Below are 19,384 nucleotides of genomic sequence, written 5' to 3'. Positions count from 1 at the left end.
ATTCTAATTGTAAAACGAGTTTAGTATGTTGTAAATTTGCGGTCGGTAATTTTGCATCCAAAGAACTATTTTTTTTGAAAGAAAACCGATTACAATAGTATAATAATTTTACAATTGTATTGAATTAAAATCAGAATTTCAAACCAGATAAATGAATTACAAGTCGGCTTTACATCATAAAATTTTCGAAATCATTTCGCAAGCTTCTCAAGAACTTAACCTTTCGAGTTATGTAATTGGTGGTTTTGTTAGAGATCTACTTTTGCAACGTGATTTTAAAAAAGACATTGATATTGTAGCGGTTGGTAGCGGAATTGAACTGGCTTTGAAAGTCTCCGATTTACTTCCTAAAAAACCAAAAGTACAGGTTTTTAAAAATTATGGAACCGCAATGCTCCGTTTTGAAGAGACCGATATTGAGTTTGTTGGGGCCCGAAAAGAATCGTATAATTTTGACAGTCGCAATCCACTTGTAGAAGACGGAACACTCGAAGACGACCAAAACAGACGCGACTTCACCATTAATGCTTTGGCTTTATCTTTAAATCCAGACACTTTTGGAGATCTATTAGATCCTTTTGACGGTTTGGCTGATTTGGATAATAAAATTATCAAAACACCATTAACACCAGACATCACTTATTCTGACGATCCGCTGCGCATGTTGCGTGCGATTCGTTTTGCCAATCAATTGAATTTTGAAATTGAAGCAAATTCTTTAGCGGCAATTACCAAAAATGCAAACCGCATCAAAATTATTTCGGGAGAGCGAATTGTTGACGAACTGAATAAAATACTTTCGACACCAAAACCTTCAACTGGTTTTTTACTGTTGTTTCAAACGGGACTTTTAGAAATCATTCTTCCAGAATTGACTGCTTTAAATCAAGTCGAAGAAATAGACGGACATACACACAAAAATAATTTTTATCACACTTTAGAAGTGGTTGATAATATTTGTGCCAATACTGATGATGTTTGGTTGCGTTGGGCGGCTCTATTACACGATATCGGTAAAGCACCAACCAAACGCTTTAATAAAAGACAAGGCTGGACATTTCATGGTCATGAATTTTTAGGCGGGAAAATGGTCAAAAAAATATTTGAGCGCTTGCACATGCCTTTGAATCAAAAAATGAAATTTGTTCAAAAAATGGTTATTATGAGTTCGCGACCAATTGTTTTGTCACAAGATATGGTAACGGACAGCGCAGTTCGGCGTTTGGTTTTTGATGCTGGCGAAGATGTAGAAAATTTAATGATTTTATGTGAAGCAGACATCACCACAAAAAACCCTAACAAGTTTAAAAAATACCACAAGAATTTTGAAGTTGTTCGAAACAAATTGGTTGAGGTAGAAGCGCGCGATCATGTTCGTAATTTTCAGCCACCAATTTCGGGCGAAGAAATAATGGAAATATATAATTTGGAACCTTCCCGTGAAATTGGATTGATTAAAGAAGCCATAAAAGAAGCTATTTTGGAAGGTGAAATTCCAAATGAATATGATGCTGCCTATGCCTTTATGCAAAAAAAAGCAGCAAAATTAGGATTAAAGCAAGAATTAAAGTAGTGTAAAAACTTAATACCGCGTTTAAATTGAATCCAACTTATCAAATGAAAAAAGAGAATAAATCAGTAACGATTTGGTTACTTTCAGGTTGTTTTTTATTGTTTATAATGGTCGTTGTAGGCGGAATTACGCGCTTGACCAATTCTGGCTTATCGATGACCGATTGGCATTTGGTAACCGATACCTTCCCTCCTCTTAGCGAAGCTAAATGGCAAGAGGCATTTGACGAATACAAGAAATTTCCCGAATACCAAAAAGTGAATATTCACAACGATTTTCAGCTTGCTGATTATCAATTTATTTATTTTTGGGAATGGTTTCACCGTTTTATCGGACGTATTATTGGTTTAGTTTTCTTGATTCCCTTTATTTACTTTTTAATTAAAAAGAAATTAGATACCTCAACTATAAAAAAGTGTTTGGTACTTCTAGCAATGGGAGGTTTTCAAGGATTTTTAGGTTGGTTTATGGTTCGTAGCGGTTTGATTGATAATCCAGATGTGAGTCATTTTAGACTGTCCTTACACCTTACTTTTGCTTTTATAACCTTTGCTTATACACTTTGGGTAGCGTTAGATTTAATTTATCCAGAACGCAATGTGACGCGAATTATTCCGCTTAGAAATATTGCAAGAGCTACCTTAATTTTCTTATTGATTCAGATTATATATGGTGGTTTTGTAGCAGGTTTAAATGCGGGATTAGTGCATAATCATTGGCCTTTAATGAGCGATGGACAATTGATACATGACTCAGTTTTTATTGAACAACCGACCTTATTTTTAAACTTAGTAGAAGGCAAAAGTGGTGTTCAATTCGTACACCGTACGTTTGCTTATGTGGTGGTCGCATTGATACTTTTCTTGTATTTTAAAAGCACCAAATACAACCTTTCTAAAACACAACTTGGCGGAATAAAAATCTTGGTTATTTTTGTATTTGTACAATTTATTTTGGGTGTATTTACACTTTTATATCGTGTTCCATTGGCTTTAGGATTAATTCACCAAATCATGGCTTTCTTCCTTTTAAGCGCAATGACTTATACCTTGCATCGATTGAGTAAATAATTAGCCAATCCAAGTTTTAAAATCAGTAACTTTTTCCCGACTTACAATTACCTCATCGTCTTTGTAAGTCGGTAACATAATCTTTAAACGGGAATTACTGTAGACTACAATTTCTTTGATGGCTTTCATCGGAATAAGATATTTTCGACTCACTCTAAAAAATTGTTTGGGATGGAGTTCTTGTTCTAAAACTTCTAAAGTAGAGTCGACTAAATAATTGCGATTTTCGATGGTATGAATGTAAGTACCTTTGTTTTCGCTAAACAAACATTCAATTTCCTCCACAGGAATTACTTTAAGATGTTGTCCTATTTTTACTGTAAATCGTTCTTTGTATATTTTTTCGAACGGATTAGAAAGCATTCTTTTTATTTCTTCAAAATCAATGGCGAGAGTTTTATTTTCGACTGCTGGTTTTGGAATTCTAGTTCTAAATTTTGAAATAGCTATTTCTAAATCATCCTCATCAATTGGTTTCAATAAGTAATCAATACTATTTAATTTGAATGCTTTTAAGGCGTATTCATCATAAGCTGTTGTAAAAATAATAGCGCTCTGAATGTCTACCTTCTCAAAAATCTCAAACGAAAGTCCGTCAGAAAGCTGAATGTCTAAAAATATTAAATCAGGATGTTCGTTATTAGAAAACCAATCTATTGCTTCTTCAACAGAATGCAGCATTTCCGAAACTGCAACATTTAATTTTCCTAATTTTCGTTGCAACAAACGTGCAGCTGGCTTTTCGTCTTCAATAATAATTGTTGTCATCTAAATACGTTGGTTTTGGTTGTTATTTTATTACTGCCATTTCTGATTGGATTCTTCTTCCATGAATTCTTTGATTTTACGTTCTTCCCATCCCATACCAAAAAATATATTGTGACCAAAAACAGACACGCCATGTGCAACTAATCCTATTCCCCAAAATAAAGCAGTAGAAAACGTTTCCCAGTTCCAAAATTCAGAACTGCCAATCGTATTTCTATTAGTATTTGCAATAATAATAAATGCATTTACAAGAATATAGACCAAGAGATGGGTATAAAACCCTTTAATGCGTTTTACTCTTTCGTATGCCATTTGATAGCGTTCATCTGGATTGATTTGTTCGTCTTGCAATGTTTCTAATCTTCTTCTAAATCTTCCCATGATTTCTTGATTTAACTATTATTGCCATTTATTTTTTTGTTCGTTTTCTAAATATTCATTTATCTTTCTTTGCTCCCATTCTTTGCCAAAAAACGGAATAAAATTAAACGTCTTCAAGCCGTGTATTAAAAGGCCTAAACCCCACCATAGTAAAGGCCAATAAAACCATAAATGTCTGGGTGAAGTTGCCAAATTGATTCCTAATAAAAGTAAATTAACCATAACAAAAGAAGCCAGATGACTGTAAAATCCTTTGATTTCTTGGACTCTTTTTCGCGCTTTAGCATAGCGTTCTTCTTCCGTAGCTATTCTTTCCATAATTACTTCCAATTTTGGTTGTGATTCTCTCTATTTAAAATTTCCTGAATTTTTCTCTCTTCCCACTTAGAACTGTATCCAAAAACCTTGAATGCGTGCAAGGACAATCCAATTCCCCAACCGAGCGCAGAAAACCAAAACCACTGAAATCCTGGTGAAAATCGCAAATTGATAAAGATCAAAACCGGAATCACGCAGCAGTACGAAATTAAATTTCCGTAAAAACCTTTCAGTTCGCGCACTCTTTTCTTGGCTCTGTAATACGAGCTATTTTCATTATAGGTTACAGCTGTTTCCATTATTTTAATTTGTTTGGTTAAGATCGGTATTTTAACTGCAAATATTTTTTCGTTCTCTTCAATTAATACTTTCCGGTCTGTGACAATACCGTAGCGGTTGACAATATTCTGTAAACCAACACCTTGACCTTCTTGCAGTACTTCTTTTTTCTGAAAGTCGTTCTCTACTACCAGATAATTATTTTTGATAAAAATTCGAATGTGCAGCGGCTTTTGCTCGCTAACTACATTGTGTTTTACGGTATTCTCTAACAACAATTGCAATGATAGCGGCACTACTTTAGCGTCAGTACTAATTTCTTCGGATGGTAATTCATAAAACAAACTGTTCTCAAAACGCATTTTCAGTAAATTCATGTACGTTTTTGCAAAGCGTAATTCCTCTTCTACCGACACCAATTCTTTATCTTTTTGTGCCAGAACATATCGGTAAATTTTGGATAAAGAAGTGGTAAATCGTTGCGCATTGTCTGGATTTTCTTCGATTAATGAACTCAGCACATTTAAACTATTAAATAAAAAATGTGGATCAATTTGATTTTTAAGACTCTCAAACTTTGCATTGGCTGTTCCTGCCAAAATTTTGTGCTCGGTAATCTCTTTCTTCGATGCTTGCTTCCAGTTGATCATGAAACTTCGAGCATGAATAAACGTAGAAACGCCTAAGGATAAAATAATGTAAAACAGATGTACCCATATCATTCGGTCATTAAAAAATTCAGAAGGAGGTAAATCTTGAAAAACTGAAAAAGTTAAATAATCAATCCCTAAAACAACTGGAATAGTATACAGAATGGTAGCTATTATTCCAAAATAAACTCTCAAATTAGTTTGCTCGAGCCAATCCCATTTTTTATCTAGAAATAAGTTAATCATTCCGTTTCCAAAACCAATTCCAAAAGAATAAAGTGCGCTTACAATAAAGGTATTCAGGACACTATTTACTGCAAAGTTCATTTGAAGCACAGAAAACACTAATGTAAAAATCAAACTAATTTTTAAACAAATAGTAAAACCTTTATTAAATTCTGTAAACGTTCTAATTTTTTGATTTTCCACTCTACTGTTTTATTTTTTACAATTCTTTTGCGTTTCCAAAGCTCTTTCTAAACCCCAACTAGGAGCAAAAGGACTTTCTGGTTTAAAAGTAGCAAAAAGTTCAATAGCCTTGTCGACTTCTGCACATAAAGGTTTGGTGTCTATGCCTGTCCATTTGGCTCCACCCATTTGAAAATCGGCTTTACCAAAAACAACTCTCGGATTGTTAGGCGCCAATCCTTCTGCTTTTTCATATTGCTCCATTACTTTGGCAGAATATTTCATTCCGTTTGTCATAGGATCAGATACAATCCAAGCTGTATAAATCATTGCCTGCACTACGTATAACTCTGCGTTATTTTGATCTTTGATCATTTCGATATCTAAAGCTGTTTGCGCTTTGTTCAACAATAAATTTAATTGCGTTTTATCTGTAGTTTGAAAAGCCGCTGTCGTATTTACTAAAGCTACATAATAATCAGGCAACCAATTGGTTTTTTCGGCAGCTGCAATTCTTTCAAATAAAGCCGAGGCTTCGGTATTTTTTCCTTCTTTCCATAATCCGAATGCTTTTTGCATTCCGGTTTCGTACTGGCTTTGCGCGGTTAATAAACTACAAACAAATAACGTAATTGCGGTGATGATTTTTGTCATGATTTTACTTTTAAGGTTTAAATTAATAGCGGTTAAGAGCGACAACATTTTTTTTTACTTTTACTTCGTTACGACTAAAAAACGTTCTATCTAAGCCGCTGTCTCCAATTCTAATTCAAATGTATTTCAGCATGATTCAAATTAAAATTTAAAACTACTCAACTGTTGAATTTTTAGGATGAATTGTTTGTTTTAAAATTCTATAAAATAAAAACGGACTGACTTTTTTATTTAAGTCAATCCGCAGTTTCTAATTACACCATTTTATCTTGTGACGTCTTACTTTTTATTTTTTAAGTGCTTGCCTAGAAAAGTTTCCATAGCACCATAAAAATCATACATATTATCTTGATTGTGAAAACCGTGACCTTCATCATTTTTAACCATATATTCAACCTCTACTCCTTGTTTTTTTAGCGCTGCAACCATCTGATCGCTTTCGTCTTTATTAACTCTTGGATCATTTGCTCCTTGTGCGATGAACAAGGGCGTTTTTATTTTATCAGCATGTAAAGCTGGAGAAATAGAGGCTAAAAACAAACTGTCTTTTACAGGATCACCAACCATTTCGTGAAACTGATCAAGGTATGGTTTCCAATAGGGAGGAATGGTATTCATAAAACTAAACATATTGCTTACCCCAACATAATCTACTGCGGCTGCATACAAATCTGGTGTAAACGCAACTCCTGCCAAGGTCGCGTAGCCGCCATAACTCCCTCCGTAAATGGCAATTCGGTCTTTGTCTGCAATTCCTTCTTTTTTCATCCATTCTACTCCATCGGTGATGTCATCTTGCATTGTTTTTCCCCATTGTTTAAACGACGACTGCCAGAAATCTTTACCGTAACCTGTACTTCCTCTAAAATTCATTTGCAACACAGCATATCCTCGGTTCGCTAAAAACTGAACTTCATTGTTAAATCCCCAGCTGTCTCTTGCCCACGGACCTCCATGAGGATTAACCACTAATGGTAGATTTTTAGGTTCGACGCCAATAGGAATTGTTAGATAACCGTGAATAACCATACCATCTCTGGCAGTGTAAGTAATAGGCTTCATGTAACTCATCTGACTTTCTATAATCCACGGAAATGGATTTGCGGCTAATTTGGAATCTCTTGTTTTAAAGTCATATAAATAATATTTCCCGGGAGTTCGGTCGTTGCCGATCCAAACAATAGCTTTTGTTCTCGCGTCATCATACGAAAGCACTTCTACTTCGTAATTTTTAAATTTCGATTTTAGATTACCATCAATTTCTTTCCATTCTTTATCAAAAAAATGTTTTTCCATTTTAGCTTCTTCCCAAGTTACATTAACTAACTTTTGCTTTTTTCGATCGTAAAAAATATCACTTAGATCATAATCTTTAACTCCATAAAGTTCTTTCAACTCTTTCTTAGCAATTGGATCGTAGGAAACCAATACAATTTTATCTCTGTTAATATTAGACATGGCATAAATATCCTTGTTTAGGCTGTCAAATGATTTTGGATAAAAAGCTTCTTTAAAGGAAGTCGTGAGGAGTTCAGAAAAAGGTTCTGCGGCTGAATTTCTGTAATTCCAAGTAATATTTACACCATCCGTTTTAGATGCTAATCGTATAACACCTTCATTATCGGTAATCCACTCATCGTAATTTTCTTTATTATCGTACAATAAAGTCAGTACTCCAGTATCTATATTAAGTAAATAGGGATCAAAATATTCTCTAGTTCGCTTATTTAAACCCACAATCATTTCAGAATTTTTTCCTTTAACATCTTTTAAATCATCAATAATAACTGCTCTCACTCCAGCAAAGGGAGTCAATGCTTTTTTATCACTACCATCTGGTTTTACAGAGAATAATTGAAAGTTTTCATCTCCGCCAAAATCTTGTGAAAATACTATGCGATTTCCTTTCCAAAAATAACTTCCAATACTTCTAAGCGTATCTTCGGTTACGCGAATTGCTTTTTGGTCATTTCCTTTTTGAACAAATACATTCATTTTTCCTTTATAATCGGCTCTGTAGCTAAAATAATTTCCATCGGGAGAAATCCGAAAAGTTGTCTTTTCTCCATTTCTAAAAAATGTTTTTAAATCAAGCAATGGTGCTAGACTTTCTTTTTCTTTCTTTTCAAAAGATTGAAAAAAAACAACACTCAAAATCAGTAGGGCACTAATAACAACATACTTTTTCATATTGATAATTTTTAATATTAGTCGTTAAGGCCGAAATAAAACTTCTACTTTAACTAAACTAAATTACAAAAATAAATTTTAAACAACTGAAAAACTGATAGTTAAATTGAAAATCGCGTAAAAACACGCATCAAGATTTAAATTTAAAATACGTCGGTAACCTCTAGTTTTCCACTATAAATTCTTCAACTGATTGTCATTTTTATTTTTGCTGATCGTCCAAAAGAATCCAACAAAGAAAAAACGATCGGCTGTTGGTGTTACAGCTTGCCGGTTATAAAGACCATTTGCCTCTGGATTTTTAGCATAGTCGTAGCCAAAAACATTTTGAGCGCCCAAAATATTAGAAACAGAGAAATACAAAATCTTCTGCGTCGTTAGCAAATACGCCCAATTGAAACTCAAGCTATTGTATGATTTGGTTTTGCCATTCATAAATTGAGCTTCATTCGGGTTGTTATACGGACGACCCGAACTAAAACTATTCGTAAAACCTATTTGCGATTTCCAATCGGTTATAAAATATTTGGTTACTACCGATACACTGTGATTGGCAATAAAACTAGGAGTTGCCATAGTTGGAAAATTTTTATAATTGCGTTCAGAATCAATATAAGAATAGGAAATCCAGTATTCTAAATTTTTAATCAAATTGCTGTCTCTCCAAAACAAATCCAAACCTTTGGCATAACCCGACCCGTTATTAGTAAAACCCGAGTTGTACTGAATATCTTGCGTGTCGTACTGCACTAAATTGCTGTACTTTTTATAATAGGCTTCTGCACGAAGGGTCTGTCCAGGTTTGGTATACAGATAATTAAGGATATAATGTTGCGCTTTTTCGCTTTCAAATTGATGATATTTGGAATATTTGATATACTCTGCAACCGGACTTTGACTAAAATCTCCATAAGCCAAAGCAAATTGTCCCTTTCTGGATGGTTTGTATGCTACTGAAATTCTAGGAGCCAAGGTAGTTTCATTTAGTAGATCGTTATTGGAAATTCGAAAACCAACTTTTGCCGCTAGTTTTTTAGAAAATAAAACTTCGCCTTCAGTAAAAAAAGCGGCAATATTCGCATTGTACCTATTCTTTAATGCTAACGAATTTACAAAACTAGTATCTTCGGAAAACTGCGTTATAAAATAATCGCTACCAAAAGACAATTTAAAACGATTGGAAATATTTTTTCGCAATTTCAACTTCAAATGTGCCGCATTTTCATCATTGTCATTCTCTACATTATTAAATTGCTGCTGATTTTTATTGTATCCATAACTCAACCCGGTAGTCAATTGCCAACCGGTACCAAAATTACCTTTGTAGGATGCGTTTATATAAAGGTTATTATTTAATAAACTCACGTGAATTGGTTGCGCAAAATTGACATTTTTCTGATTGATATCTAAAATCGAATTATCATAAGCAGCGTATAACTTAACTATTCCATTGGTAAAATGATAGCGGTATACAGTTTCACCAGCAATCGACTGATACGGTTTATTCCATTCTATATTCTGGGGAACTAATGCAATGTACGGTTGTAAATTAATGTAAGATGCATTTACACTTAAGGAGCTTTTTTCCCATTTTTGAGTGTTTCCTAAACCTAAGCCAACGGTCATTACCGCCAGTTCCGTTTTGTTTTGATCGGGCTTGTCTTGCGTTTCTAACAACAAAACACTCGATAAAGCCTCTCCATACTCTGCAGAGTAACCACCTGTAGAAAATGACATTCCGCTAAATAGAAAAGGCGAAAAGCGCCCGCGTGTAGGTAAATTTTGAACGGAAGCGCCGTACGGTTGCGAAACGCGAATACCATCTACGTAGGTTTGCGTCTCACTGGCTTCTCCTCCGCGAACAAAAAGTCGCCCGTCTTCTGCCACATTTTGAGTTCCAGGCAAAGTTTGTAATGCCGCAATAATATTGCCGACAGAACCAGCTGTAGTCACAATATCCAAAGGTTTTAAAACAGAAACTCTTGCTTTATCTCCCGATTCCATGGTTCCTGCAGTGATAACGACCGCATCTAGTGAATTGACACTCTCGCGAAGTTTAAATACTTGATTTTTATAATTGCTAACAGCAACAGCTACTTCGAGTGTTTCATATTCCAAAGAACTAATGACTAACGTCTTTGTTCCTAACTCTATAGTTTCAAACGAAAAATCTCCATTTTGCTCAGTTGAAGCGCCATCATACGTGCCATCGAGATACACATTAGCTCCGGCAATAGCGCGTCCTTTCTCATTAGTAACTTTACCAGAAATGGTGTGCTGTCCATAAAAAAAATTGGTGCCAAATAAAAATAGAACGATCCATACTAAATCTAAAGGGTTTTTTGATTGTCTTTTGGTTTCCATTATATTGTTTTTGATGTATCAAAAGTATTTTGATTGTATCAACAATAAAATTTAATAAAACTCAACTGCTGAAATTTGAGGATGAACTGTAAATGTTTACTTTTACTTGACTGAAAAGGAACTTTATGAAATCAGAAAAAGAAAAAATGATTGCGGGCGATTATTACTTAGCAGGTGATGCTATTTTGGTAAAAGACCGTCGTCGTGCCAAGCTTTTATTGCATCGATTGAATGTTATCGAATATAGAATGACCAAAAAAGCCAAAGAAATTTTAGCCGAATTGGTTCCGAATGTGGGCGCTAACTTTTATATTGAACCTCCTTTTCATTGTGATTACGGATACAATATCTCTTGTGGCGAAAACGTATATTTCAACGTTAATTGTGTGGTCTTAGACTGCGCTCCTGTTACTTTAGGAAACAATGTCTTTATTGCTCCCAATGTTCAAATCTACACCGCTTCTCATCCGCTTGACGCTGAATTAAGACGAAGTTTAGAAAATGCTTTACCCGTGACAATTGGTGATGATTGCTGGATTGGTGGCAACTCGGTTATTTGTCCGGGCGTAACTATTGGTAAAGGTTGTGTTATCGGAGCGGGTTCGGTGGTGACCAAAGATATTCCCGACCATTCTTTAGCTGTGGGTAATCCTGCAAAAGTCATTCGGAAATTGAACCAAGATTGATCTTTTATTTCCAACTAAATTCACTTTAATGACGGTAGTTCACCCTATAATATTCGATCTAAATTTGGAATAATTATTTTAAATACGTTTTCTTAAAGTGCGTTAATTATAGGATTTATCAGTAAGTATTCCTTAAATTTGCAAACCGCGATACTTTTTACGCGGTTATTAACTAAATTTTCTGATGAATAAAACGGCGCAAATCAAAAAAAATCATCAATTAATCAAAGCTCAAAAATTAATAATTGTTTCGGTGTTGATTGGTTTTCTATCTGCTTTCTTAGGCATAACTTTAAAGAAACTAACAGAATATTACGAAGAAATCTTCTTCCACCATGCCAACGTAAATCCAATTTTTTACATTATTTTTCCGGTATTCGGTCTATCGATAATTTACTTTTTACGACTGTACATGTTCAAAGAAAAAGAGAATAAAGGAATTAAGGAAGTTTTTGAAAGTACACAAAGCAAGAATAAAAATTTACCTTCTTATAAAATTCCATCCCATTCTATCAACGGATTATTTACAGTTATATTTGGTGGTTCTACCGGAATTGAAGTATCTACCGTTGTGGCAGCAGCAACAATTGGATCGGTAGCTCAACAAAAACACAATTTATTTCGCCAATATAAAACAGAGCTTATTTGCGCCGGAGTCGCAGCGGGAATCACTGCTTTATTTAGCAGTCCGTTAGCCGGAATTTTATTTTCTTTCGAAGTCATTTCAAAGAAAATGAGCCGTGCCTTTATACTGACCAATTTAGTAGCAGTGGGTATTGCTTATGCATTATTGGCTATTTTAAAAGAAGAGCCTTTGTTTGCCGTATCGATAACGACTTGGCATGTAAGAGCAATTCCGTACTTTATTTTATTAGGAATACTAGCTGGAATTAATTCAGTTTATTTAACTAAATGCGTGATGTTCTTTAAAGCGAAATTTGCTAAAATAGAAGTTCATTATTATAAAATTATTATTGGATCTGCCGTGCTAAGTATTTCATTTTTCATTTTCCCACAATTATACGGCGAAGGATATCATGCCATAAAAACGCTTGTTGGAACAAGCCATACTGAAATTCCGCTTACCATAACTTTGGCTATGACTTTTATCGGAATTATACTTTTAAAACCAATAGTTACTTCGATTACATTAGCCTCTGGTGGTGACGGTGGCGTTTTTGCTCCTAGTTTATTTATTGGAGCGTTTTTAGGTTTGCTATTAGCCTCTGTTTTAAATACCTACTTTAACACTCAAGTTATTCCGTTAAATTTTATGGTTATTGGAATGGCTGCTGTATTAAGTGCTAGCATACATGCGCCATTTACGTCTATCTTTTTAGTATGTGGATTAACCAATAATTACACTTTATTTTTTCCAATTCTTGCTGTTTGCCTGATTTCAAAATATACAGCAAAAATGATTTATCCTAATACTGTCTATACCTTTTTACCAAAGCTTTCAAACTAAAAACTTATGCCAACTCCTAAAATAAAGCGCGGGTATCGCAAAACTCGCTACATTCTTTATAAAGAGACATTAATTGATTACAAAGAACAATTTTGGTCCTTTTTGGGTTCTTTTGTCGGTATCGGAATTTTAGCCTATATGCAAAACAAGCACTTTACCGGCACAGATGCTGTTTTCTTAATTGCTTCGTTTGGCGCATCTAGCGTTTTGGTTTACGGCATTATTCACAGTCCGTTTTCGCAACCGCGCAATCTTATTGGCGGCCATTTGGTTTCTGGTTTTATTGGCGTAACCGTTAATTTACTCCTTCCAGACATTATGTGGATCGCGGCAGCCTTATCAGTATCTTTAGCAATTGTTCTTATGCAAATTACTAAAACATTACATCCTCCAGGTGGCGCAACGGCCTTAATTGCTGTTGTTGGCGGCGATCAGATTAAAGATTTGGGTTACTGGTATTTGGTTTCTCCTATCTTAATTGGTGTAATCGTTTTATTTCTAGTTGCCTTGGTGTTTAATAATATGACCACCAGCAGAGTCTATCCAAGTCACAGTACCTACCACAAACATTACCACAGAATCAGAAAAAGATTGGCTCAAAAATAGACGACTCCGTATCAGCTAGAAGTATTTTTTTTGATAAAAAAATTATTTTGTCATTGGGTTTAAAAAGGATTAAATGTACCTTTGAACTTTCATATAAATAACGATTATGGTTTATAAATTTAGAGTAATCTTAGACGCAGAAGAAGACATTTTTAGAGATATTGCTATTCTAAAAGAGGACACTTTAGAGGATTTGCATAATGCCATTTTCAATTCTTTCGGATTTGACGGAATGGAAGTTGGTTCTTTTTATACTTGCGATGAGACGTGGAATCAGGAAGAGGAAATTTCGTTATTTGATACAGGAGATGTTATTGGAGAGCAAAAAATCATGAGTGATTATGTTTTGGAAGACTTACTTGACGACCAAAACACAAAGATTATTTACGTGTACGATTTTATCAATATGTGGACATTTTTGGTAGAATTGGCAGCAATTGAAGAACAAGTTGTTGGAAATACGTACCCAGAAACACTTTTCTCTCACGGAGAAATGCCAGCTGAGTCGGGAGAAAAAAGCTTTGAAGCCGATGATATGCACAACGATATTTACGGTGAATTTGAAGATGACTTAGACGAAGATGATTTGGATATGTTTAGCGGTGACGATAGCTTCGAAGATTTTGGATTTGAAGAGAACTGGAATTAATTTTTTTTAGGTTCAAAGGTTTTAAAAGAGAAAGAGTAAAATATGTAAGTTAAAATCTTGCGTTTTTAAACTGTACTACTATTCTTGTTTTTTATATTTACTTTTTTAAAATATAAAATTGTCAGTACTTTTAGAAATCTTTTGATCTCGCAACAATCTATGATCTTATGAACTAATCACTTTATTTCCTATAGAAAAAATTTATGGGTTCGGATCACAAATAAGAAGAGGTTCTATATCCATTCTTAGCGATATTACAGAAGGTTGCGGCAGAGATTGGAAATGATTACGTAAATTTTTAAATATCTCTATTTCCTTACTATTTAAAGTCCAATATCAACTTGAAATTTCATTCAATTTAAAATATATAAACGAAAATCAATTTAATAAAATAAATGAAGAAAGCAGGGAAATCGAACGAATGCTTGGTGCATTTATTCGAAAAGTCAAAAGAACGAATGTAAACCTTTTTGTTCTTTTAACCTCTGCCACTCTAAACCTTAAAAAAAAATGATCAACCTTTTCAACACTCACATCGAAACGCTGGCTATTCACCGAGTAGGGAATAAAAGCAGAAATGAAGCTATCTTTTTATCAGAGCAGACTTTCAACTTAAACGATGAAATTGCTCCTCTAGTTAAAGAGTATTTTTTTAAGCCTTTTAGAGAAAAAGAAGAAAACTACTATCAGTTTGCACATGAAGTAGATTTAGATTACAACGACATGTATAAATTTGCTTCAGAGATTTTTGATAATCCTACCAATTTACATAGTATTTCAAAAAAAATCACCGAGCATTTATACGAGCAGTCCAGTCATCCGCACATTAAAAATGGAGAAGTTTATGTGGCTTACCTGACCAATTTAAGTATTGATAACAATGTAGTTGATGCCATCGGAATTTTTAAAAGTGAGTTGCAAGCTGACTTTTTACAATTTGAAGAAAACGGTAGCAATTTAGAAATGATTTTACAACACGGAATCAATTTGAGTAAATTGGATAAAGGTTGTTTGATTTTTAATTACAAAAAAGAAGAAGGTTACAAAATCTTAACTGTCGACAGTAATCGTTACGATGCACGTTATTGGCTGGAGCATTTCTTGTCTGTAGATGCATTTGAAGACGAGAATTTTATCACCAAAAAATACATTAAATTTTGCCAGGGATTTGCAAAAGATGTAGTTTTACCGGCAGAAGATAAAAAGGAAGAAGTGATGTTTATGAACCGTTCGGTAAATTATTTTGCCAAAAATGATCAGTTCGACGAAACCAATTTCTTAAACGAAGTTTTAGATAATCCCGACTTAATTCCAGAATTTAAGAATTATAAAATAGATAAAGGAGAGAAATATAGTATAGAAGACGTAACTTCGTTTCCGATTGCTAATGCGGCAGTTTCTGATGCCCGCAAGTCAATTAAAAACGTGATCAGCTTAGATACAAACATACAGATCAAAATGGATTTTATAAATCCCGAAAGTGCTGAAAAATATGTTGAAAAAGGATGGGACGAAGAAAAGCAAATGTATTATTATTTAGTATATTTCAATAAAGAACAAAAAAGTTAAAAATAGTATTAGTTATAATTTTCAATTTACTTTTACGCTAAAAATCCTCAACATCTTGTTGAGGATTTTTTATTTTTACTACGTGCAGAACTTCAAAAATGCTAGTATAAAGCGAGACTTTTACTTAAAACAGCATACAAATTAGACACTTATTGAGTAGTTTTGTATTCTAATACTTCATGTTATGAATTATAGTTTTTTTAATGAAAGTCCTTTTCAAACCATAATTTCTTTTCAAAAAGCAATTGAAACTTTAGAAAATATTGCTGTCTCTGATGTTGCCTACCGTGCCACTTATGCGAAGTCTCTTTTAAAAGAAATTGCTACCGCTCCAGAATTACAAACTGGAATGCAGAACTACGACGACATTAAAAAAAATGAAGTTTTAATTGACCATTTATTGGCCGATTTATTTCCAACTGCATTAACTAACAATGAAATTAAGGCAGTTACTATTCCGTATCAAAATTTCACTTTCAATTATACCGAGAGATTTAAGAAGATAATTGCCGACGCCGGATCTGCTTTTGAAATGGTCATTAGAGATTTTGACGATCATCAATTTTACATTAACAATTGTTGCCTAATTTTAAAGAGCTACTACAAGCAAAATGTCGATTTCATTCGTCCATTCTTTTCTGATATTCCAGATCGAGATGGCGTGCTGCATCATTATCGTATTTTATACAACGCTGATTTTCTAGAAATAATTCCCACCGAAAATGCTATTGCGTTAACGCAAGAAGATATTGATCTACTTATTGATAATTACAAAAACATTGATTTATGGAAAGAGAAATTTCCTAAAGGAAGTTGGATTCTTAAAGGTTTCGGAATTGTAAGCTTATTTGATGCAACGACAGAAAACGCGATTTCAACTCTTAAAACAAATTTACTAAAAGACAACACCAAGGATATTGCTAAAGGCGGAGTAGTTGAGAACATCTTTAGATCCATTTTTAAAATTAAAGATTTGCGCATTGGTTTTGCAATTTACAGAGCCGACAAAGAAAAATTTATTCGACCAAGTCAGTACAACTCCGAAATGAAAAGTTTTCTAATTCTTGACAATCAAGAACTCGATTGCAAAAGTGCATTTTTCGCTTGTTCCTTTAAAAATTTACTTGAAAACAAAGAAGCTTTTACAATCTCCAACGTCGAAACTATGGCAAGGACAGCAGGTTTCGAGAAATTAGCGGCGCATTTATTAGCACAAAACATTAAAAGTTGCGTTTTTGCTCCTATTGTAAAGGAAGGCAAATTACTAGGAATTGTTGAGTTAGTTTCAGGAAAAGCGAGAGAACTAAATTCAATTAACGCTACAAAACTAGATCTAGTACTACCGTATTTAATAGATACTATTGAGCGCTACAATAATGACAAAGAGCATCAAATTGAAGCGATAATTCAAAGAGAATACACGACCATTCACCCAAGCGTCTACTGGAAATTTAAACTGGAATCTGAAAAGTATTTTGAAACTATAAATCGCACCAAAGATTATATTTTTAAAGAAATTGTTTTTAAAGAAGTGTATCCTCTTTTTGGGCAAATTGATGTTAAAAGCTCGTCAAATTTCAGAAACGAAACCGTAAAAGAAGATTTAATAAAACAACTCTCAATACTGTTACAAATCGTTAACACCGAGAACCAAAGCAGTAATTTGATGCTGTTAGAGCAACGTAAATTCGAACTACAATCGCAACTTGAGGAGCTCAAACAACCTTTGAGAGCAGATACCGAACAACAAATTCAACGGTATATTGAAACTGAAATTCATCCGTTATTGCGCAATCCTAAGAGCAGTATAGCAACACAAAAACTTGAGGAACTGTATTTTGAAAAGTTAGACGAAAAATCGGGGATGTTTTACCACGAACGCAAAAAATTTGACAACGCCATGTCAATTATCAATAAAAAGCTAGCTAATATTTTAGATCAAAAGCAAATGGAAGCGCAGCAACTTTATCCTCATTATTACGAGCGTTTTAAGACTGATGGCGTGGAACATAATTTATATATCGGAGCCAGTATTGCACCCAAAAAACCTTTTGATATTATGTACTTGCACAACTTAAGATTGTGGCAACTGCAGACTTTATGTGAAATGGAATTGGAACACCATTATTTAAAATCGTCTCTTCCGTACGAATTAGATGTAACCTCTTTGATTTTGGTTTTCAGTTCGCCTATTTCGATTCGTTTTCGAATGGACGAAAAACGTTTTGATGTTGATGGAACATACAATGCGCGTTACGAAGTCGTAAAAAAAAGAATTGACAAGGCCAATATAAAAGGAACTTTAGACCGCATTACCGAAAAAGAAAAAATAACAATTGTGTATTCACACACGCAAGAAGAAGTTGAATATTTAAAATACATCAAATATTTACAATTCAAGAATATACTAGAAAGTGCAATTGAAAAATTCGAAATTGAAGACTTACAAGGTGTTTCTGGTTTAAAAGGAATTCGTGTAAAGGTAAAAAATAACCAAAAAACACCACTTCAAAAAGTAAGTTATCAAGATTTACTCAATGAATTAAACTAGACGCTCATCACTCTAAAAGCGACAACAAAGGCAATAACCGAAATGATGATTCCGATCATAAAAAGATTATAAGCAATGCGCAACAAACGGTATTTCTTTTCGAGAACGAGTCCTAAATAATACAAGTCTTTAATCATGGTAGAGTACAAATAATCCCTGTCTTTAAGCATTTCGTTCATCGCCCATTCGTACTCTTCTATTGGCATTTTATAAAAATTACCAAAGAAAAGTAAATTGACCTTTTTATCTTCAATATCAGCTCGGCTAAAAACACCTTTCGTCACTTTTGGTCGAGTAGAAAGTATGGCGAAAATTATAGTAACAACACTAGACATTAGCATTATAAAAGTCGGAATTACCAAGTGTGCATTTCTCGCACTGTCTAATTTTGGTATTAAGGTTGATAAAGCAATTGAGATAATAATTGCATTTACTGATAATAAAATATTCGCCTTGCTGTCTGCAATGCCACTCAAGCGCGTGTGATTTCCAAGGGTTACACGAAAAACAGTATCAACTCCTCTTTCTGGTCGCTCACTTTTTTTCTTTTTTTTCTTGACTATATCTTCGGTGGTATCCAAATCCATTACGAGTGCTAGTTGCCTTAATTTTTCCTTTAATTTTTGAATATTCTTTTCTTTCAGCGGTTGCCAAACACGTTTTGCATAGTCTGAATAAAACTGGTGCTTATTACTTAAAAAATCGATGTTCTCTTTATTCCAGTCAACATTAGTAAATGTTTTATTTTCGGTTTGCTCCCATTCACTTCGTAGTTTTTCACAGCTTGAAAAATATTCGTCTGTAATTAAATGAATATAGTCAGCGTCTTTTATAATCTGCTCCAAATGATTTTTAGGCTGATAAAACTTATCTGTTGCTAATATTAAACTAGAAACTTGTGCAATATAAAATTCACTTTGATTGTGTTGTTGCAAAAATTCAGTAGCAATTGCAACACTTTCTTGCTCATGGTCTTCGAAATTTTTCACATATCCGGTATCGTGAAACCAAGCAGCAACTAGAAGCAATTCTTTCTCAATTTCGCTACTGTTTTCGTTTTCACAAAGCGCTGTGACAGCAGCAACAACTGCCTCTGTATGGTTAAAATTATGGTAAGAATATGAGTTAGAAAGTTTATCTTTGAGTAAACTACTAACAAAATTTCGGGATTCTTGTACTAGACTCATAAATTATTTTATT

The 19,384-nt window shown here is 33.9% G+C and carries 16 protein-coding genes and 1 pseudogene; 9 read left to right on the top strand and 8 right to left on the bottom strand.

The window, feature by feature from the left end; genetic code table 11:
- Nucleotides 1–151 precede the first annotated feature (151 nt).
- Together ACRASX_RS10585 and ACRASX_RS10580 are read left to right on the top strand one after the other, a co-directional pair.
- On the top strand, nt 152–1,573 hold the full coding sequence (locus ACRASX_RS10585; RefSeq protein ID WP_432221194.1) for a CCA tRNA nucleotidyltransferase: 1,422 nt from the start codon (nt 152–154) through the stop codon (nt 1,571–1,573).
- A gap of 44 nt (nt 1,574–1,617) precedes the next feature.
- Nucleotides 1,618–2,643 carry a COX15/CtaA family protein gene (locus ACRASX_RS10580; protein ID WP_066308529.1) on the top strand — a complete coding sequence of 342 codons (1,026 nt, stop codon included), beginning with the start codon at nt 1,618–1,620 and terminating at the stop codon, nt 2,641–2,643.
- Here ACRASX_RS10580 and ACRASX_RS10575 read toward each other — a convergent pair whose 3' ends face one another.
- The 7 genes from ACRASX_RS10575 to ACRASX_RS10545 all read right to left on the bottom strand — a co-directional run bounded on the left by ACRASX_RS10575 (nt 2,644) and on the right by ACRASX_RS10545 (nt 10,655).
- A complete protein-coding gene (locus tag ACRASX_RS10575) occupies nt 2,644–3,411 on the bottom strand; it encodes a LytR/AlgR family response regulator transcription factor (RefSeq protein ID WP_432221193.1) in 768 nt (255 codons plus the stop codon).
- A gap of 30 nt (nt 3,412–3,441) precedes the next feature.
- Nucleotides 3,442–3,792: a 2TM domain-containing protein gene (locus ACRASX_RS10570; protein ID WP_432221192.1), complete on the bottom strand. Its 351-nt coding sequence runs from the start codon at nt 3,790–3,792 to the stop codon at nt 3,442–3,444.
- An 18-nt stretch (nt 3,793–3,810) separates the two neighbouring features.
- Nucleotides 3,811–4,110, bottom strand: a complete 300-nt coding sequence (locus ACRASX_RS10565; RefSeq protein ID WP_432221191.1) for a 2TM domain-containing protein — start codon at nt 4,108–4,110, stop codon at nt 3,811–3,813.
- 2 nt (nt 4,111–4,112) lie between these two features.
- The gene (locus ACRASX_RS10560; RefSeq protein WP_432221190.1) at nt 4,113–5,468 is read right to left on the bottom strand and encodes a 2TM domain-containing protein; all 1,356 of its coding nucleotides are present in this window, start codon (nt 5,466–5,468) and stop codon (nt 4,113–4,115) included.
- Between the two features lie 9 nt (nt 5,469–5,477).
- Nucleotides 5,478–6,101 carry a hypothetical protein gene (locus ACRASX_RS10555; RefSeq protein ID WP_432221189.1) on the bottom strand — a complete coding sequence of 208 codons (624 nt, stop codon included), beginning with the start codon at nt 6,099–6,101 and terminating at the stop codon, nt 5,478–5,480.
- A 279-nt stretch (nt 6,102–6,380) separates the two neighbouring features.
- Complete coding sequence (locus ACRASX_RS10550) at nt 6,381–8,291, bottom strand: S9 family peptidase (RefSeq protein ID WP_432221188.1); 1,911 nt, start codon at nt 8,289–8,291, stop codon at nt 6,381–6,383.
- A 174-nt stretch (nt 8,292–8,465) separates the two neighbouring features.
- Nucleotides 8,466–10,655: a TonB-dependent receptor gene (locus ACRASX_RS10545; RefSeq protein WP_432221187.1), complete on the bottom strand. Its 2,190-nt coding sequence runs from the start codon at nt 10,653–10,655 to the stop codon at nt 8,466–8,468.
- 125 nt (nt 10,656–10,780) lie between these two features.
- On the opposite strand from ACRASX_RS10545, the gene ACRASX_RS10540 reads away from it, so the two are divergent.
- The 7 genes and pseudogenes from ACRASX_RS10540 (at nt 10,781) to ACRASX_RS10510 (ending at nt 18,184) form a co-directional block, all read left to right on the top strand.
- Nucleotides 10,781–11,341: a sugar O-acetyltransferase gene (locus tag ACRASX_RS10540; RefSeq protein WP_066308560.1), complete on the top strand. Its 561-nt coding sequence runs from the start codon at nt 10,781–10,783 to the stop codon at nt 11,339–11,341.
- Between the two features lie 184 nt (nt 11,342–11,525).
- Nucleotides 11,526–12,809: a chloride channel protein gene (locus ACRASX_RS10535; RefSeq protein ID WP_082706602.1), complete on the top strand. Its 1,284-nt coding sequence runs from the start codon at nt 11,526–11,528 to the stop codon at nt 12,807–12,809.
- 6 nt (nt 12,810–12,815) lie between these two features.
- On the top strand, nt 12,816–13,415 hold the full coding sequence (locus ACRASX_RS10530) for an HPP family protein (protein ID WP_066308562.1): 600 nt from the start codon (nt 12,816–12,818) through the stop codon (nt 13,413–13,415).
- A 106-nt stretch (nt 13,416–13,521) separates the two neighbouring features.
- Nucleotides 13,522–14,064 (top strand): IS1096 element passenger TnpR family protein, encoded by a 543-nt coding sequence (locus ACRASX_RS10525; RefSeq protein WP_432221186.1) that lies wholly within the window; start codon nt 13,522–13,524, stop codon nt 14,062–14,064.
- A gap of 175 nt (nt 14,065–14,239) precedes the next feature.
- Nucleotides 14,240–14,578: pseudogene (locus ACRASX_RS10520) on the top strand (four helix bundle protein).
- Nucleotides 14,575–15,633: a nucleoid-associated protein gene (locus tag ACRASX_RS10515; RefSeq protein WP_066308913.1), complete on the top strand. Its 1,059-nt coding sequence runs from the start codon at nt 14,575–14,577 to the stop codon at nt 15,631–15,633. The pseudogene ACRASX_RS10520 and the gene ACRASX_RS10515 overlap by 4 nt, the downstream one beginning before the upstream one ends.
- 184 nt (nt 15,634–15,817) lie before the next feature.
- Nucleotides 15,818–18,184, top strand: coding sequence for a GAF domain-containing protein (locus ACRASX_RS10510; protein ID WP_432221185.1), 2,367 nt, complete (start codon nt 15,818–15,820; stop codon nt 18,182–18,184).
- On the opposite strand, the gene ACRASX_RS10505 is transcribed toward ACRASX_RS10510, so the two are convergent.
- Complete coding sequence (locus ACRASX_RS10505; protein ID WP_432221184.1) at nt 18,181–19,371, bottom strand: Pycsar system effector family protein; 1,191 nt, start codon at nt 19,369–19,371, stop codon at nt 18,181–18,183. The two genes, ACRASX_RS10510 and ACRASX_RS10505, sit on opposite strands and share 4 nt — an antisense overlap.
- Nucleotides 19,372–19,384: the final 13 nt, after the last annotated feature.

Origin of the sequence: Flavobacterium sp. TMP13 (assembly GCF_050847115.1) — a bacterium.
GTDB lineage: Bacteria > Bacteroidota > Bacteroidia > Flavobacteriales > Flavobacteriaceae > Flavobacterium.
The sequence above is the reverse complement of the archived record's forward strand: the minus strand, read 5'-3'. Positions and strand labels throughout refer to the sequence as shown.

Coding starts and splice junctions, on each gene's coding strand:
- ACRASX_RS10585 (WP_432221194.1), top strand. CDS start 152: ATGAATTACAAGTCGGCTTTACATCATAAAATTTTCGAAATCATTTCG.
- ACRASX_RS10580 (WP_066308529.1), top strand. CDS start 1,618: ATGAAAAAAGAGAATAAATCAGTAACGATTTGGTTACTTTCAGGTTGT.
- ACRASX_RS10575 (WP_432221193.1), bottom strand. CDS start 3,411: ATGACAACAATTATTATTGAAGACGAAAAGCCAGCTGCACGTTTGTTG.
- ACRASX_RS10570 (WP_432221192.1), bottom strand. CDS start 3,792: ATGGGAAGATTTAGAAGAAGATTAGAAACATTGCAAGACGAACAAATC.
- ACRASX_RS10565 (WP_432221191.1), bottom strand. CDS start 4,110: ATGGAAAGAATAGCTACGGAAGAAGAACGCTATGCTAAAGCGCGAAAA.
- ACRASX_RS10555 (WP_432221189.1), bottom strand. CDS start 6,101: ATGACAAAAATCATCACCGCAATTACGTTATTTGTTTGTAGTTTATTA.
- ACRASX_RS10550 (WP_432221188.1), bottom strand. CDS start 8,291: ATGAAAAAGTATGTTGTTATTAGTGCCCTACTGATTTTGAGTGTTGTT.
- ACRASX_RS10545 (WP_432221187.1), bottom strand. CDS start 10,655: ATGGAAACCAAAAGACAATCAAAAAACCCTTTAGATTTAGTATGGATC.
- ACRASX_RS10540 (WP_066308560.1), top strand. CDS start 10,781: ATGAAATCAGAAAAAGAAAAAATGATTGCGGGCGATTATTACTTAGCA.
- ACRASX_RS10535 (WP_082706602.1), top strand. CDS start 11,526: ATGAATAAAACGGCGCAAATCAAAAAAAATCATCAATTAATCAAAGCT.
- ACRASX_RS10530 (WP_066308562.1), top strand. CDS start 12,816: ATGCCAACTCCTAAAATAAAGCGCGGGTATCGCAAAACTCGCTACATT.
- ACRASX_RS10525 (WP_432221186.1), top strand. CDS start 13,522: ATGGTTTATAAATTTAGAGTAATCTTAGACGCAGAAGAAGACATTTTT.
- ACRASX_RS10515 (WP_066308913.1), top strand. CDS start 14,575: ATGATCAACCTTTTCAACACTCACATCGAAACGCTGGCTATTCACCGA.
- ACRASX_RS10510 (WP_432221185.1), top strand. CDS start 15,818: ATGAATTATAGTTTTTTTAATGAAAGTCCTTTTCAAACCATAATTTCT.
- ACRASX_RS10505 (WP_432221184.1), bottom strand. CDS start 19,371: ATGAGTCTAGTACAAGAATCCCGAAATTTTGTTAGTAGTTTACTCAAA.